The organism is Vibrio sp. 1CM24A, from assembly GCF_023161725.1.
GTDB classification, from domain to species: domain Bacteria; phylum Pseudomonadota; class Gammaproteobacteria; order Enterobacterales; family Vibrionaceae; genus Vibrio; species Vibrio coralliirubri.
In genome coordinates this window covers 119,193-134,612 of the sequence record NZ_JALNTS010000004.1, presented here as the reverse complement: position 1 = coordinate 134,612, position 15,420 = coordinate 119,193, and the positions used below count along the sequence as shown (strand labels likewise).

At 45.2% G+C, this 15,420-nt stretch carries 13 protein-coding genes; 9 read left to right on the top strand and 4 right to left on the bottom strand.

What is annotated here, in order from left to right; translation table 11 throughout:
* The first annotated feature begins 53 nt into the window (after window positions 1–53).
* Together MSG38_RS10470 and udp are read left to right on the top strand one after the other, a co-directional pair.
* Complete coding sequence (locus MSG38_RS10470) at window positions 54–2,411, top strand: zinc/cadmium/mercury/lead-transporting ATPase (protein ID WP_248401779.1); 2,358 nt, start codon at window positions 54–56, stop codon at window positions 2,409–2,411.
* A gap of 282 nt (window positions 2,412–2,693) precedes the next feature.
* Window positions 2,694–3,452: a uridine phosphorylase gene (gene udp, locus MSG38_RS10465; RefSeq protein ID WP_017632176.1), complete on the top strand. Its 759-nt coding sequence runs from the start codon at window positions 2,694–2,696 to the stop codon at window positions 3,450–3,452.
* 196 nt (window positions 3,453–3,648) lie between these two features.
* On the opposite strand, the gene MSG38_RS10460 is transcribed toward udp, so the two are convergent.
* Together MSG38_RS10460 and MSG38_RS10455 are read right to left on the bottom strand one after the other, a co-directional pair.
* The gene (locus tag MSG38_RS10460) at window positions 3,649–4,815 is read right to left on the bottom strand and encodes a DUF1887 family protein (RefSeq protein WP_248401778.1); all 1,167 of its coding nucleotides are present in this window, start codon (window positions 4,813–4,815) and stop codon (window positions 3,649–3,651) included.
* Window positions 4,816–5,012: 197 nt separating this feature from the next.
* Window positions 5,013–7,004: a methyl-accepting chemotaxis protein gene (locus MSG38_RS10455; RefSeq protein ID WP_248401777.1), complete on the bottom strand. Its 1,992-nt coding sequence runs from the start codon at window positions 7,002–7,004 to the stop codon at window positions 5,013–5,015.
* A gap of 277 nt (window positions 7,005–7,281) precedes the next feature.
* Between MSG38_RS10455 and hinT the strand changes: the two genes are divergently transcribed.
* The 7 genes from hinT to MSG38_RS10420 all read left to right on the top strand — a co-directional run bounded on the left by hinT (window position 7,282) and on the right by MSG38_RS10420 (window position 13,851).
* Window positions 7,282–7,632, top strand: a complete 351-nt coding sequence (hinT, locus tag MSG38_RS10450) for a purine nucleoside phosphoramidase (RefSeq protein ID WP_017065295.1) — start codon at window positions 7,282–7,284, stop codon at window positions 7,630–7,632.
* A gap of 277 nt (window positions 7,633–7,909) precedes the next feature.
* Window positions 7,910–9,301 (top strand): hypothetical protein, encoded by a 1,392-nt coding sequence (locus tag MSG38_RS10445; protein ID WP_248401776.1) that lies wholly within the window; start codon window positions 7,910–7,912, stop codon window positions 9,299–9,301.
* Window positions 9,301–9,684 carry a YcfL family protein gene (locus MSG38_RS10440; RefSeq protein WP_019822451.1) on the top strand — a complete coding sequence of 128 codons (384 nt, stop codon included), beginning with the start codon at window positions 9,301–9,303 and terminating at the stop codon, window positions 9,682–9,684. Before MSG38_RS10445 ends, MSG38_RS10440 begins: the two co-directional genes overlap by 1 nt.
* Window positions 9,685–9,770: 86 nt before the next feature.
* Complete coding sequence (lpoB, locus tag MSG38_RS10435) at window positions 9,771–10,361, top strand: penicillin-binding protein activator LpoB (protein WP_048658277.1); 591 nt, start codon at window positions 9,771–9,773, stop codon at window positions 10,359–10,361.
* A 186-nt stretch (window positions 10,362–10,547) separates the two neighbouring features.
* On the top strand, window positions 10,548–11,402 hold the full coding sequence (locus MSG38_RS10430) for a phosphotransferase (protein ID WP_248401775.1): 855 nt from the start codon (window positions 10,548–10,550) through the stop codon (window positions 11,400–11,402).
* A 108-nt stretch (window positions 11,403–11,510) separates the two neighbouring features.
* Window positions 11,511–12,050, top strand: coding sequence for an alpha/beta hydrolase YcfP (ycfP, locus tag MSG38_RS10425; protein WP_009847155.1), 540 nt, complete (start codon window positions 11,511–11,513; stop codon window positions 12,048–12,050).
* A gap of 511 nt (window positions 12,051–12,561) precedes the next feature.
* Window positions 12,562–13,851: an NAD(P)/FAD-dependent oxidoreductase gene (locus tag MSG38_RS10420; RefSeq protein WP_009847154.1), complete on the top strand. Its 1,290-nt coding sequence runs from the start codon at window positions 12,562–12,564 to the stop codon at window positions 13,849–13,851.
* 111 nt (window positions 13,852–13,962) lie between these two features.
* On the opposite strand, the gene MSG38_RS10415 is transcribed toward MSG38_RS10420, so the two are convergent.
* Entirely contained in the window at window positions 13,963–14,508 is a 546-nt protein-coding gene (locus MSG38_RS10415; protein ID WP_248401774.1) for a GNAT family protein, read from the bottom strand.
* Window positions 14,509–14,618: 110 nt separating this feature from the next.
* On the bottom strand, window positions 14,619–15,386 hold the full coding sequence (locus MSG38_RS10410; RefSeq protein ID WP_065584352.1) for a peptidoglycan binding protein CsiV: 768 nt from the start codon (window positions 15,384–15,386) through the stop codon (window positions 14,619–14,621).
* Window positions 15,387–15,420 lie beyond the last annotated feature (34 nt).

Genomic DNA, 15,420 nt, shown 5'->3' with positions numbered 1-15,420 from the left:
TGCTCGTAAGTTAGCAACAACCTCAAGGCTTTTGAGTATTAAGGAGATACATTATGTGCGCAAAACATGCAGCGTGCCGCTCAGCAAAAGTGGACGTTCAACCTCAAGCGGCAGGAGCAAGTTGCTCTAGCCCTAAAATTTCAAGCATCACAGCAGCAGGTACTTCATCTGGTTGTTGTAGCTCTTCTGCTGCTTCGTCATCGTCTGGAGATGATTGTTGTAGTTCGTCGGATAGTGGAGAAGAAGACAGTCAGTCCTCAACCTTATCTCTCGACGCCCAATTTTCGAAAAGTTGGCTGGTCGCCGGAATGGACTGCCCAGCTTGTGCAAGAAAAATAGAAAACGCGATCAGCAATATTGACGGTGTTATTCAAGCGAAGGTTCTCTTTGCTACCGAGAAGCTGGTTGTGAAATTCAATAATCAAAGCCTTGCCGACACCATTGAACAGGTCTCTATCAAAACGGGTTTCCCTCTTACGGAAGTCGGTTCAAAGAAAGAAAAACAACAACCTGAGACTTTTTGGCAAGCTCATATCCAACCTAATTTACAGATTATCGCGATTGCAGCGGCAATGCTGTTTGCTGCGCTTTTGAAAAGTACCTCTCCTCAATTAAGCGAAGGTTTGTTTACGGTAACTTGTCTGCTTGGTTTATATCCGGTGGCGAAGAAAGCGGTTCAGCTGGCACGTTCAGGAACCCCTTTTGCTATTGAAACCTTAATGAGTGTTGCCGCGCTGGGTGCTTTGTACCTTGGCGAAACTGCGGAAGCAGCGATGGTTCTATTGTTGTTCTTGATTGGTGAGCGCTTAGAAGCGTTTGCTTCATCTAGAGCGAGAAGTGGTGTTCAAGCGCTAATGGCATTGGTACCAGAAAACGCAACCAAGATCATCAACGGCGAGCGTGTAGAAGTAGCCGTCAGTGAACTGGTTCCTGGTGATGTGATTGAAGTGGCTGCGGGCTCTCGTTTACCTGCTGACGGTCAATTGAATACAGACGCGGCAAGCTTTGATGAAAGTGCGTTAACCGGTGAATCTGTTCCTGTTGAACACATCGAAGGTAATAGCATCATGGCTGGTGCTGTGGTGGTCGATAAAGTGGTTCGTATCACCATCACTTCAAAACAAGGTGAGAACGCGATAGATCGTATTCTTCATCTGATTGAAGAAGCAGAGTCTCGTAAAGCACCACTAGAGCGATTCCTCGATAAGTTCAGCCGTTGGTACACACCGTTAATGATGGTAGTGGCTCTGTTGGTCATCATCACGCCACCATTGTTGTTTGCGCAGCCATGGGAAACATGGGTTTACCGTGGCCTAGCGCTATTGTTGATTGCTTGTCCGTGTGCCTTGGTTATCTCGACTCCCGCAGCGATTACCTCTGGCTTAGCAGCGGCGGCGAAACGTGGCGCGCTCATTAAAGGCGGCGCAGCGCTAGAGCAGCTTGGTAAAATCCAAACCATCGCCTTCGATAAGACAGGCACACTGACCGAAGGTAAGCCTCAGGTTACGGATATTCAACCTCTATCGGGTTGGCAACAAGATGCGATGCTGCGTGTAGTTGGGGCAATTGAAGTTGGCTCTACTCACCCGTTGGCGCAGTCACTTGTCGCTAAAGTAAAAGATCTGAATATTGAGATTCCTGAATCACACAACAAGACTGCGCTGATTGGCAGTGGTGTTGAAGGTGATGTTGATGGTGTTAAGTATCAGGTTCTATCGCCGTCTAAAGTCATGTTCGAACTTGGTGCCGATGTGGTTTCTCAGGTAGAAGCATTAGAAGGCGAGGGCAAGACGGTTGTGGTTGCTCTTGAGGTTAAAGATCAAGAAGAGTCAACAGAACAAGCTACGACTGTGATTGGTCTGATTGCTTGGCAAGATACGTTACGCAGTGACGCTAAGCTTGCGATTGAACGACTTAATGACTTAGGTATTCAATCTATCATGCTGACCGGCGATAACCCGCGCAGTGCAGCAGCGATCAGTAGCAAGATTGGGATGCAGTACAAGGCAAGCCTATTGCCAAGCGACAAGGTATCTTACGTTGAGGAGTTATCTCAACAGTCGCACGTGGCGATGGTCGGCGATGGCATTAACGATGCACCAGCAATGAAAACGGCGAATGTCGGCATCGCAATGGGTGGTGGTACGGATGTCGCTTTGGAAACGGCGGACTCAGCACTGACTCATAACCGTTTAACTGAGCTGCCAGCGATGATTGAACTGTCGCAAGCGACCATGAATAACATCCGTCAAAACGTAGCCCTTGCGCTTGGTTTGAAGGGCGTATTCTTGGTGACAAGCTTGTTAGGTATTACCGGTCTGTGGGTGGCAGTTTTAGCGGATAGTGGTGCAACTGCATTGGTGACATTGAACGCATTGCGTCTGCTTCGATTCAAATCTAAAGCGGACTAAATCGAGCACACCGACATAGAGCATTCTTAATATAAAAGCGCCTTTAGCGGTAATACGTTAAAGGCGCTTTTTGTCTCATTAGTATGCAACACAGGCGTTCTGATTGCTTATTTTTGTGATGCCAATCGGTTTTTTGTGAAACTCGAATTCTTGTTGCGATCATTCATGTGACATGTGTCACTTCATTTTGTAATGAGCTTGGTTAGAGTGTGTTCGTACCCCACGAATTTACTATGAGCTTAAATAAGGGTAAAAAGCCCAATAAGCCAAAAGGAGCGAACTATGTCTCAAGCTGTTTTCCACTTAGGTGTTACTGAAGCAGATCTTAACGGTGCTACTCTTGCGATCATCCCTGGTGATCCTGCTCGTGTGCAAAAAATTGCAGAAGAGATGGAGAACCCAGTATTTCTTGCTAGTCACCGTGAATACACGCTTTACCGCGCAGAGCTAGACGGCAAACCAGTTGTTGTATGTTCAACAGGTATTGGTGGTCCATCGACTTCTATCGCAGTTGAAGAGCTTGCTCAACTTGGTGTTCGCACTTTCCTACGTGTTGGTACTACTGGTGCTATCCAACCTCACGTAAACGTGGGTGACATGATTGTTTCTACAGGTTCTGTTCGTCTAGACGGCGCTAGCCTGCACTTTGCTCCAATGGAGTTCCCAGCAGTTGCTGACTTTGAAGTTGCTACAGCAATGAAAGCGGCAGTTGAAGAGTCTGGCGCAGCAGTTCACATGGGCGTAACGGCTTCAAGTGATACGTTCTACCCAGGTCAAGAGCGTTACGATACGTTCTCTGGTCGCGTTGTTAAGCGTTTCCAAGGTTCTATGCAAGAATGGCAAGACATGGGCGTTCTGAACTTCGAGATGGAATCTGCAACACTGCTAACAATGTGTGCAAGTTCTGGTCTGAAAGCAGGTTGTGTTGCTGGTGTAATCATCAACCGTACTCAAAAAGAGACGCCTGATCACGACACACTAAAAGTAACGGAAGCACGTTCAATCAAAGTGGTTGTAGAAGCTGCTCGTAAAATGCTTTAAGTCTTAAAGTGCTTTTAGTCTTCAAGTGACATTAAATTTTGAAAATGGCCGCATCGAATGATGCGGCCATTTTTTTGTGCCGTCTAAAAGTAATCAATAGAGAAAACAGACAACAAAAAAGGCGAGTGACTTAATCGTCATTCGCCTTTTTAACAATCTGCTTAAGAGCATTGAGCTCTCATGAGTTTATTGGTTTTTAGTACTCTAGATCTTCACTGCCACCCGCAGCCGTAAACCATGCCGTTAGGTGTGTTTTAAGATCTTTCAATTCATCAGGACCAATCAATGCAAGGCCAAGATCTTCTGCTCGTGTGATGTCATTATGACGAAGAGGGCGGAAGCTCACTAACATTGCACGTGCTTGTAGGCCACCAAGCAGGTCTCTAAGCGATTCCAGTTTGTACAAGGTGTCATCACCATCATCACGCATGCCTTTGGTCTTACATTCGATGATGTGCAGCTTATTGTTCACCACAGAGGCAACATCAAGCTCGTTACGAACCTCACGTTCACCCAGTTGACGGTATACCTGAACATTCAAAGAACGATCTTGAATGGTCGGCATGTCATCTTGGATTTGTTTCACTGTGCTGTGAACCAGAGTCTCCAGCCATTCACCGTTTGAGAAGCGGCGTGCGTCTTCATTAGCAAAAGTTAAAATACCATTGTCGTAAGTCGCAATCTTCGCTTCAACTAAATCGCTCAACAGCATGTTCAGTTCACGGTAACCTTGTTGCTTCTCAGAGAGACCAACATTAAGCTTCTGTTCTTTACGGCAGGTCGTTGCAAGGTAGTTTAATGTCGCAAGGCCTGGGCCCAATTCTAACGCGTTACTTGCCCAACGTTCACCCAGTTCATAAAGTTTCTGATCAAGTTGCGGAGATAGCTGAACATCGCTGAACTCGCCACGAGCCCCAAATACCGTTAGGTAGTCGTCGATAGTAATGCGGTCTTGAACTTGTGCGTCTTCTTTTCCGTTCGGGTACAACCAGCACAGCTTGTCACTGTTTGGTTCAACCACGAAGATTGGCCAGTGGTAAGTACGGAATACTTCGTACACCGAAAGTAGGCGGTGACGCAGGCCACAACTCGCGTTGAGCTTCACTTCTTGACCGCGAGCTTTGAGGTCTTCGGCAAGAGTTTGGATAGATTCTTTGATTACAGATGTATTTACGATGGTCGGAATTTCGAAAAACTCACTGGTAATGTCGCGCTTCTGTAAAACGCTGTCTAAACGTTTGTACATACTGACTTGATTCTTGTCGCCGATAAACACGATGTGAGTGCTGACCGTTCGGTTATCAAGTAAAGGGGTGAGCAAGCGAATAGGGTCTTGATCGATAATGCCAACATGAACAGCCATATAAATTCCTTAATAGCGGCTCGCTCATAAAGGTGAAAGAAAAAACGGGAAGCAGCAAGCCTTAATAATCATATAATGACAAAGCTCATAAAAAACAAGGGCAACCCTTGATAAAAGTTGCCCTAGCTCAATTAGTTACCACTATTGGGTATGAAGTCTCAACAATCTCACTAAATATCTATCGATTCTTCATTTATCTATAGTTTGAATTGATGTACTAAATCACCTTGCTGATTTGCCAGAATCGTTAGGTTTTGGCTGGCTTCTGCAATTGATGACATCGCTTGGTAACTCTTATCTGCGATGTGGTTGATGTCTTCGATATTACGCGCGATATCGCCAGACGTTTCACTCTGCTCTGCGGCTGCTTGAGAGATATGTGTGCTCATGTGGCTGATCTCTAGAATCAATGCTTGGATCTCTTCCATCGCACTGTTTGCACTTGAAGCTTGTTGGACTGACATATCCATGTCGCTCATACAACTTTCAATCACGTTACTTGCTGTTTTCGAGCTTGATTGCAGGTTGCTGATCATGGTTTCGATTTCTGACGTTGATTGAGTGGTCTTTTGCGCTAGCACTCGTACTTCATCGGCAACAACTGCAAAACCACGACCTTGTTCGCCAGCACGCGCTGCTTCGATTGCCGCATTAAGTGCAAGTAGGTTGGTCTGTTCAGCAATGCCACGAATAACGTCAAGGATTGAACCAATCTGACTACTCATTTGTTGTAGCTCGCCCACAGCACCCACAGACTCAGTAAGGCGAACCTCAAGCTGATTGATAGTGCTAATGTTGGTGTTCATGATCTGACGACCAGACTCAGAAGCCGATTCTACTTGTTGAACCATGGTGAGTGAGCTTTGCGCGCTGTTTGCCACTTCTTGTACAGAATGAGACATCTCTGTCATTGCGGTCGCGACAGTTGCCGTTTGTTCACGTTGGCTGTTCAGCTGAGCTTGCGTTTCAGAAGAAGTCTTTTGGTTTACGCTTGCTGTCTTGGTTAAGTCATCTGAAGCATCATTCAGCTTCACAAGGATATTGTGCAAGTTGTCCGCCAAGGTGTTGATGTGGCGACTCACACGGCTGAATTCGTTGTCGTAGCGAATATCGATACGTTGAGTCATATCGCCTTGAGTCAGGCCTTCTAATGTCCCGAGAATGCGAGTTAATGGCTCTCTTACGCTATGTGCAATGTGGTAACCAATCGCAGCAGCGAACACGGTCACAACAATGCCAATTGCAATCGCGTTGAATAGGCCTTTGTCGTAGATGCTGCTTGCGTCAGCGAGTGATGAGTTGAGTTGCTCTTCAGCGGTCACGTTGAATGAGTCCAAAACGGCCATCGCTTGGTCAATTTCTACGGCTAGGTTGGCGATGTTCACGTACAGCGCTTGTTTGGCTTGCAAGTAGTTGTTGTGTTTGTCTAGTACGCCACCTTTCTGACCAACGTCTTTGGTAAACTTCTGAACCGACTCATCGAAGACATTCTTAAGTGCTGGTAGTTGTGTTGATAGGCCGCGATAAGCGTAGTTAAGATGAGTAACGGCCTTTTTGTTTTGGTTAACGGCTTTCTGAACGAAGGCAACATCAGAGCTTGCTAGTGCATCTGAAGTGATTACCTCTGCGTCTTGCAGTTTGATGAAGTAGCTCTTTGCCATCACTTTTACAGAGATGCTTTTTTGATCGGCAACGTACTCTTTCATGCCAACGGTTAATTCTGAATGTAAGCGTTGGAAGTCACGAGAGGCTTTTTGTACTTGTTCTTGTGCTTCGAACATCGCAACGTAGTTGTTCATCGCTTCGTCAGCTTCGGCGAAGTAGCGTTCTTCCATTGATCTTAATTGCGCGATACGTTCAACAAGTGATGCATTGTTTTGGCTTGCCGCTTCTAAACTACCGAGAACTTCTGAAAACAAGTTTTGTGATGCAGCAAATTCTGTACGCATTGCAGACATGCGTTCAGCGTTTTGTGTGGTTAAGAAATCTTTGAATGACTTATCAGCAGAAAGCAATTGAACACTCGTTTGATTTGAAAGCGCGACAAGTGGTAATGAGGTTTCTGAGACACTCTCAAAATTGCTGTGTATCTGATTCATGCTGTTCATCATGATGGTTATCGTGACTGCGAACATGATGATGATCAGTGCGAAACCAGCGTACATACGCTTGATCACAGATCCCTTCATGGCTTTCTCCCTAAATAAAAATGCAGACCTAATGTCAGGTCAAAGTAAAACTAACAAAATTATCAGCATTCTATTGAGCTCGGCTTACGCATTTTATGACGCACACGTCAAAAATAGCGCTCAGTTATAACCAACATGCCATTCTTGAGAGCTAAGGCTCGTTTTCTTTGATTTGAACGGTGTTTTTTATTATGCTTTAAAGCAGATTTATTGTGGTTTGATGCGGCATAGCGCATACTCAAAGCATTAAAAAATAAATGTTTTATCGGAGAGAAACATGGCTGAAGAAACCATTTTTACTAAGATCATCAACAAAGAAATCCCAGCAGATCTACTATACCAAGACGATTTAGTAACCGCATTCCGCGATATTAACCCTCGCGCGCCAAGCCATATCCTAATCATCCCAAACAAGCTGATTCCGACAACTAACGATGTTGAAGTCGAAGATGAAGCGATGATGGGGCGCATGTTTACTGTTGCTCGCAAGTTAGCAAAAGAAGAGGGCATTGCAGAAGATGGCTATCGTCTTATCGTGAACTGTAACTCTCACGGTGGCCAAGAGGTTTATCATATTCACATGCACTTGGTTGGCGGCCGTCCACTTGGCCCCCTATTAATGAGCTAATGAAAAGCTAACGAGTTAATGAAAGCTAATGAGCTAGTTTAAACGCGCTCATTAGTGGGTTAACACAAGTAGTTAGTTGGAAAATTTGTAGTTTGTATGCCAACTTTAAGTTCTATCTGTTGTCTGAACGTCGGCATCGCCTAGGCAGAGGCTAAATCAGTAGGGTTTCAACTGGCTTGAGATCCTTTTTACAACGCGTTTCGTTTTGATAATGAGACCATTAAAGGTCAGCAGACCCTAATAAAGTTGGCATTTTAAACATGCACGGAGACGATAAGTGAAGCAACAGTTTAGATTCGCTTCCATTGCCCTGTTATCGGCGTTGACCGTAGGTTGTGCGAGTATGTCTGCAGGAAGCCTGTTCAGTCATTACAGCGCACAAAACAAAGCGATCTACCAAGCCGTTAAATCTGGAAATTATTCAGAGGCTCAGCAAGAGCTACCAGATTACGCGGCAGGCGACATCCTTGATAACTTTGAAAGAGGCAGAATTAATCTGCTGGATCAAAAATACCCTGAGAGTAAGGCTTCGTTTGAAGTGGCTGATCAGGCGGTGACTGAGCAGCAACGCAAATCCGTGATCTCAATCTCAGACAGTGCAACCAGTGTGGGTGCGTTGGCTGTGAATGACAATATTACTGAGTATGTTCCAGCCGATTATGAGTTGGGCTTTCTTCATCTATATCTCGGTTTAAATTACCTTAAGAAAAACGATTTAGAAGGTGCGGTGATCGAAATGCGTCGCGCCAACCAAGTTCAAGAACAAGCGAAGAAGCAACGCGAAGCTGAGTTAGACAAAGCAGCCAGCGATGCGAAGAAGCAAGGCTTGTCTGCCAATGTAGGTAGCATACTTGCCAATTACCCTGATGCGGGTAAGAAGCTGCAGTCAGTACAGAATGCGTATCTGATGTTCTTGTCTGGTCTGCTTTATGAAGCTTCAAATGATTTAAACAGCGCCTACGTTGACTATCGTCGTGCTTTGGCTGTGATGCCAGATAACCAAGAAATCATCGATAGAACCATGGCAACAGCCGCTCGTTTAGGGATGCGACAAGATTTAGCGACATTAGAAAAACGCTATAAGCAATCTTCTAAACTTAGTGCAGGTGAAGGGCGAGTGATTGTTCTTCAAGAGCAGAGCGCTGTACAAGCTATGGACAGTTGGCGACTAGATTTACCTGTTTATGACAGTCGCGATCAGGGGGCAATATACTCTCTTGCGCTGCCATATTACCCAAGTCAAAACGTAGAGCGTTTTTCTGCCTTGCGAATCAACGGTCAGCCGTTACAAGAACACTTGATCACTGACGTAAACGCGATGGCGCAGAACGATTTATCGGAACGTATGACGAGCATTGTTATTCGCCAAGCGCTACGTGTCGTCGCGAAAGATCGCATTCGTAAAGAAGCAACCAAAGGCGATGATGTCGGTAATATTCTGTTCAACGTGTGGAACACACTGACAGAGCAACCAGACACTCGCAGTTGGCAATCATTACCTGCAGAGATTAAGAGCAGCACGTTTGTAGCAAACAGCGGTCAATATACGTTGGAAGCGGGCGCTAAAACGTACGACTTTGATATTCGAGAAGGGCAGACCACCTTGGTGTGGATTTCTCGACAAGGAAACAACGCAACAATGTGGCATAAACAGCTAGGGAGGCTGTAATGAAAAAGTGGTTAGTGAGCTTAGCAGCGGTTATGGCTCTGGCTGGTTGTGCTGATAATACAGCTGGTGTAAGGGTCGATAGTCTGACTCAGAACGTTTTCTTTGGTGACAATGTATTGGGCAGCCGCTTACAGGTTGAAGATATCCGCACCGATTTAGTCGACGGTCATACGCGAGGAATCGTTCGTTTAAACAGTAACTATAAAGGCGATCAACATATCCTTTATCGTTTTTACTGGTACGACGATGCCGGCCTTGAGGTCAACCTAAAGCAAGGCCCTTGGAAGCAAGCGATTGTGCGTGGCTTTGAAAGTATTTCGTTGTCGGAAGTGTCGGTAAACCCGAAAGCGACTCAGTTTAGAGTTCAGTTCCGAGAGCAGTAAGTTAGATTAAACGGATCTAATGGTTCGTAAATATAAGAATTTAAGAGTGTGGGTAACCCCACTCAGTGATAAGTTGAGGAAACAAAATGAAAAAGAGTGTCATTGCGCTACTAGGTTTAGCGGTTATTTTAGGCGGTTGTTCGAACAAGGTAAGCTACGGTGATGCACAAGCAGTAGAAACCACGACAATCGATTTCGGTTCAACTGACCTTCAAACGATTGCGGGTGAAATGGTCGATAGCATGATGGCGTCTGGTTCAGTGGCTTACATTACTCGTGAACAGCGTCCAATCGTGTTCGTTGAGCGAATCAAGAACAAAACAAGTGAGCACATCGATACTGAGTCAATCACTGACACAATCAGTACTAAAATGTTGAATTCTGGTAAGTTCCGTTTCGTTGATATGGATCGTGTTGAGTCTGTTCGTGATCAACTGAACTTCCAAAACAACGATGAGCTTGTAAACCAAAGTTCAGCGATTCAGTTTGGTAAAATGGTGGGCGCTCAGTATATGTTGTACGGCAACCTATCAAGCATCGTTAAGAAAGCGGGTAGCGATGAAGACGTATACTACAAAATGACGATGCGCCTAATGGATCTTGAGTCTGGCTTGATTGAATGGGCTGACGAGACTGAAATCCGTAAGCAACAATCTAAGAGCCTACTAGGCCTTTAATTTCGCTTACTTGCCAACTATGTGCAGCCGGATTTGACAATGTCTAGTATTGGCAAGGCTTAATCTTGACAGCGTATAGCTTGGTCACACGCCAATGCAGTGCATGATGTGCTGCTTATGAAGAGACACTGGCTTTTGGTCAGTGTCTTTTTTGTAGGGAATGAAGACGTTTATAGGGAATGAGCAATGGCAATTTTTTCTTGGTCAGAGGCTAAGCTTCTTGATACCAGTTTGAGTTCGCTTGACGGTTACTTTTCTGAGCCTCCAGTTAGAGCACAGACATTAACCGGCGGTTTGACCAATCGGTGTTGGAAGTTGGTTGATGCCGATGGTACTGCGTATGTTTGGCGGCCAACCACACCGATCACCAAAGCGTTCTTCATCTCTCGTCATGAAGAGTACCAAGTGCTTTCCGCAATTGAGCGCCTAGGCATCGGGCCAAGCCCCATGGTGGTGAATGAGCAAGGCTTATTGGTTGAATGGATCGCCGGTGAGACACTTTACGAAGGCTTAGAGCTTGATGATTTGTTGAAAACGCTGATCTCTGTTCATCTGGTTAATACTGCGCGATTACCACTGCAACCATTCAGTTTCACGGCGCGAGTTGACCATTATTGGTTGCAGCTTGATGCGATTCATAAGACCGAAGCCTGCACTAAGATTTATCAAGAGTGGCGCGTGGCTCCGAGTATTACCAATGTTGACCTGTCTTTGTGCCATTTTGACTTAGGTGGTTATAACCTAGTGAGAAACAGTGACAGCATTAAGATTATTGATTGGGAATACGCTGCGCTCGCAGACCCTAGGCTCGATTTAACATTAACCATTGCTGTTGCTGGCGTGCCAGTCACAGAAGCGGTTGAGAAGTATTGTCAGCTGCGAGGTATCCATGATGTTCAGCCTTGGCTTGACGGTGTAGAAGCATGGTTACCAAGAAGCCAGATGATGGCGATGCTATGGTATTTACTTGCTCATCAGCTTTGGGGTGATGAAAGTTATCTGCGTGAAGCGGAGGCTCTGAGTCACACTTTATGTAGCTAGGATCACGTTTAGGAAGTGAAAAATATAATTTCTCAGCTGTTACCTTTAAAACCTTGTTTTTCGTGTTAGATTGATCAAAACGTACCAATATTCAACGGGGGAGGTACAATGATTATCTATCTACATGGCTTCGACTCAACAAGCCCGGGCAATCACGAAAAAATACTGCAGTTGCAATTCATTGATGATGACGTTCGTTTCATCAACTACAGTACTTTGCATCCAAAACACGATATGCAGCATCTGCTAAAAGAAGTGCATAAAGTGATAGAGCAATCCGATGATCCGCATCCCATTATTTGTGGTGTAGGTTTAGGTGGTTTTTGGTCTGAGCGTATTGGTTTCTTATGTGGGATTAAGCAGGTGGTGTTCAACCCAAATCTGCACCCTGAGAACAATATGGTAGGTCGAATTGACCGTCCAGAAGAGTACGAAGACATCGCAACTAAATGTGTTGCTCAGTACCGCATGAAAAACAAAGGACGCTGTTTGGTCGTGTTGTCTCGTGAAGATGAAATTCACGACAATACCAAAACCGCTGCCGCGCTAGAAGATTACTACGATGTAATCTGGGACGAGAAAGAGAGTCATAAATTCAAAAAGATCTCTCAACATCTTCAAGCAATGAAAGCGTTCAAAAACGCTTAATTAATCCAGATGTTTTATAAAAGCAGTGCTCAATGAGTGCTGCTTTTTTACATCTGAATCATAGAGATTGGTATTGATAAAGTAGTTGTATATGTTTTATCGGTCAGTTTGCGCATTTATAGATCAGTTTGCGCAAACGTTAACTAATTAGTCGCGAATCCTCATTGAGGGTAAGGATTTTTTTGTTGCGGTCATCTTTTTGCTATATATAATGTTCCCAAGCAAAATATTTTGACAAATATCAAAAAAAATTGAGAGCGAGTGAAAAAACTTGCCCATAATTTGTGTTCTGCCTCTCAGGTAGTCACCTTTTTATCCACGTGAGCAAAGCAACAAACCATTATTTGTTGTTTGTAACCCCTCTAACTACTCGGTGAGCTGTCGTTATTCTTTTTCGCGGTAATCCAATTTGTAACAGCCTTCGCATTCAAGGCCGAGTAGATACATAGAATTTATCGGTTGGAGTAATCGAGCCGAACCCCATTTATTCATTTTGTAGAGGATTGTCATTGTGACAAAAATTATCGTAGTAGGCGGCGGTGCTGGTGGTTTAGAACTAGCAACTAAGCTAGGCCGCACTTTAGGTCGTAAGAAACGTGCCCAGATTACTCTGGTAGACCGTAAAGCAAGCCACCTATGGAAACCATTACTTCATGAAGTAGCAACGGGCTCACTGGATGAAGGTGTTGATGCACTAAGCTACCGTGCACACGCAAAAAACCATTACTTCGATTTCCAAATGGGCAGCCTGAACGACATCGATCGTGAGCGTAAAGTGATTGCACTAAGCGAGCTTACAGACGAGCACGGTGAACTGCTGATGCCAAGCCGTGAACTTGAATACGATATTCTTGTGATGGCGCTAGGCTCAACGTCAAACGACTTCAACACTCCGGGCGTTCGTGACAACTGTATTTTCCTTGATAGCCCAGAGCAAGCGCACCGTTTCCGTACAGAAATGAACAACCAGTTCTTAAAGCTTCACGCTAAGAACGGTCAAGGCACGGTAGACATCGCGATTGTTGGTGCGGGTGCAACAGGTGTAGAGCTTTCTGCAGAGCTACACAACGCAGTTAAAGAGCTTCGTACTTACGGCTTCGGCGACCTAGATTCAAGCAAGCTGAACGTAAACCTAGTTGAAGCGGGTGAGCGTATTCTTCCAGCTCTACCTCCTCGTATTTCAAGTGCAGCACACTCTGAGCTAACCAAGCTTGGTGTGAACGTTCGTACTAATACTATGGTGACTCAGGCGGATTCTGACGGCCTAACAACCAAAGATGGCGACAAGATCCCAGCTCAAATCATGGTATGGGCAGCAGGCATCAAAGCACCAGATTTCATGAAAGATATCGGTGGCCTTGAGACCAACCGTATCAACCAGTTGGTTGTGAAGAACACGCTGCAAACCACACTGGATGACAACATCTTTGCGATCGGTGACTTGGCGCAATGTACACAAGCAGACGGTTCATTCGTTCCGCCACGTGCACAAGCGGCTCACCAAATGGCAAGCTGTGCATTCAGCAACATCATTGCTAAGTTGAACGGTCGTGATCTGAAAGACTACATCTACAAAGACAAAGGCTCGCTAGTTTCACTTAGCCGTTTCTCTACGGTAGGTAGCTTGATGGGTAACCTGACGAAAGGCTCGATGATGGTTGAAGGTCGTATTGCTCGTGTGGTTTACATCTCTTTGTACCGCATGCACCAGATGGCGCTTCACGGCTTAATCAAAACATCACTGATGATGCTGGTTGGTCGTATTAACCGTGTACTTCGTCCAAACCTAAAGCTTCACTAATCAGGTAAGCCTTCTCAGAGCATTACGCTGATAATAAAAAAGAGCTCTTCGGAGCTCTTTTTTGATCGTGTCGATTATGGATTATCGCAGGTGTTGAACTCATTTCTGCTGTTAAGACGTTGGAGGTAGCACAGAATAAACCACGCCATCTTTCGGCTTACCGTTAAACAGAAATCGATTCTTGGCAATGGTTTCTCGCTCAGCGCCACACTTCTCGATCAACTTTTGGCTGGGTAGGTTCTCGGTATCGCAGATAATCTCCAAACGCGTTAACTTGAGTTGCGCGAAACAAAATTCAAATAGGGCGAACATCGCTTCTTTGGCGATCCCTCTCCTTTGAAAGTCATCACCGACCCAATAACCTAAACTCGCCATATTAAAGGTGTGGTAAAGCTCATTAATGGCAACCATACCGACTAACTTATCGCTTTTTCGTTCAAATATGCCAAAGCCAAACGCATCGGCTTTGACCCAGTTCAGGCGAGTCGCCAGAATAAATTTCTCGGCCTCGACGATAGAAAACTCGTTATGACACCAGTCGACCCATGGCAGCAAGCTAGGGGAGGACTTAACCAGCTGAGAAAATTCTTGAGCATCTGAGGCCTCAATGATTTTAAGGCTAAGGTTTTTTGTGTTGATCTGAAATTCAGGGCTCATAGGACGTACCAAGTAACGTGTAAATGCAGTAAGTACCGCGTAATAAAACGCCCTCACGAAGGAGGGCGTATTGAATTGTTTATATAATTATAGCCGAATCGGCAAGTAACTTACTGCGCTACACGTCTAACTTGAATCACCATTCCAAGAAGTGGGTGGTCAAGGTAGTGAGTTTCTGTACTGCGCATACGACGTTTTTGGTCCATGCGGTAGCTCTTAAGGAACTCTTGGACTTCAACCGTCGGAGAAATCTCAGTTAGGTTGCCCACTTGAACGTTGCTTTCTGCGCCACTTACTGGCGAATCTAACTCAATTTGTTGTTCTTGTAGAGTCACTTCACGAACGCTTGGCGCTTTTAAGTCCAAGGTCGTTTCAGCGTATAGGTAGTGCTGAACGTAGATTTGCAGCTTGCCGTCTAATTCGTATAGTGGCTTATCAATGGTCTCTTCTTGGAACCCATCAGCGCTGCCTGCAGTGATTGTGCCTTTTTCAGATCCATCAGCATTAAATTGTTTAGAGAAATCTTTACCTGCTTGAATATGGAAAACAGGGGCAGAGCTCTTACCTTGGTCGCCTTGACGCCAAGCGGTATGCATCAGAACTTCAAAGCCAGCGTGTTTACGTAGCTTGTCTTTCTGAGGCGTTAACTTGTATTCCGAGTAAGGTAGCATTTGAACGCCTTTCTTTGCTCGGTATTGGGTATCTTGAAATGAACCAACGCGCTCAAGTGAAATCTTAGGCTGTGTATTTGGCCAAGATTCGTTCACCTTTTCTGCATCAACAGCGCGCTTAAAAATGATCACTTCTATATCAAATTGTCTCTGCGCCAAACTTGGCAGCGAGACGAACAATAGTAGCAGTGGGATCAGTCTTTTCATTTTTACTCCGTCTTCCAGCCGAACTACCGGCTGG

Excerpts from the sequence above, each read along its gene's own strand:
- MSG38_RS10470 (WP_248401779.1), top strand. The coding sequence starts at position 54 with ATGTGCGCAAAACATGCAGCGTGCCGCTCAGCAAAAGTGGACGTTCAA.
- udp (WP_017632176.1), top strand. The coding sequence starts at position 2,694 with ATGTCTCAAGCTGTTTTCCACTTAGGTGTTACTGAAGCAGATCTTAAC.
- MSG38_RS10460 (WP_248401778.1), bottom strand. The coding sequence starts at position 4,815 with ATGGCTGTTCATGTTGGCATTATCGATCAAGACCCTATTCGCTTGCTC.
- MSG38_RS10455 (WP_248401777.1), bottom strand. The coding sequence starts at position 7,004 with ATGAAGGGATCTGTGATCAAGCGTATGTACGCTGGTTTCGCACTGATC.
- hinT (WP_017065295.1), top strand. The coding sequence starts at position 7,282 with ATGGCTGAAGAAACCATTTTTACTAAGATCATCAACAAAGAAATCCCA.
- MSG38_RS10440 (WP_019822451.1), top strand. The coding sequence starts at position 9,301 with ATGAAAAAGTGGTTAGTGAGCTTAGCAGCGGTTATGGCTCTGGCTGGT.
- lpoB (WP_048658277.1), top strand. The coding sequence starts at position 9,771 with ATGAAAAAGAGTGTCATTGCGCTACTAGGTTTAGCGGTTATTTTAGGC.
- MSG38_RS10430 (WP_248401775.1), top strand. The coding sequence starts at position 10,548 with ATGGCAATTTTTTCTTGGTCAGAGGCTAAGCTTCTTGATACCAGTTTG.
- ycfP (WP_009847155.1), top strand. The coding sequence starts at position 11,511 with ATGATTATCTATCTACATGGCTTCGACTCAACAAGCCCGGGCAATCAC.
- MSG38_RS10415 (WP_248401774.1), bottom strand. The coding sequence starts at position 14,508 with ATGAGCCCTGAATTTCAGATCAACACAAAAAACCTTAGCCTTAAAATC.
- MSG38_RS10410 (WP_065584352.1), bottom strand. The coding sequence starts at position 15,386 with ATGAAAAGACTGATCCCACTGCTACTATTGTTCGTCTCGCTGCCAAGT.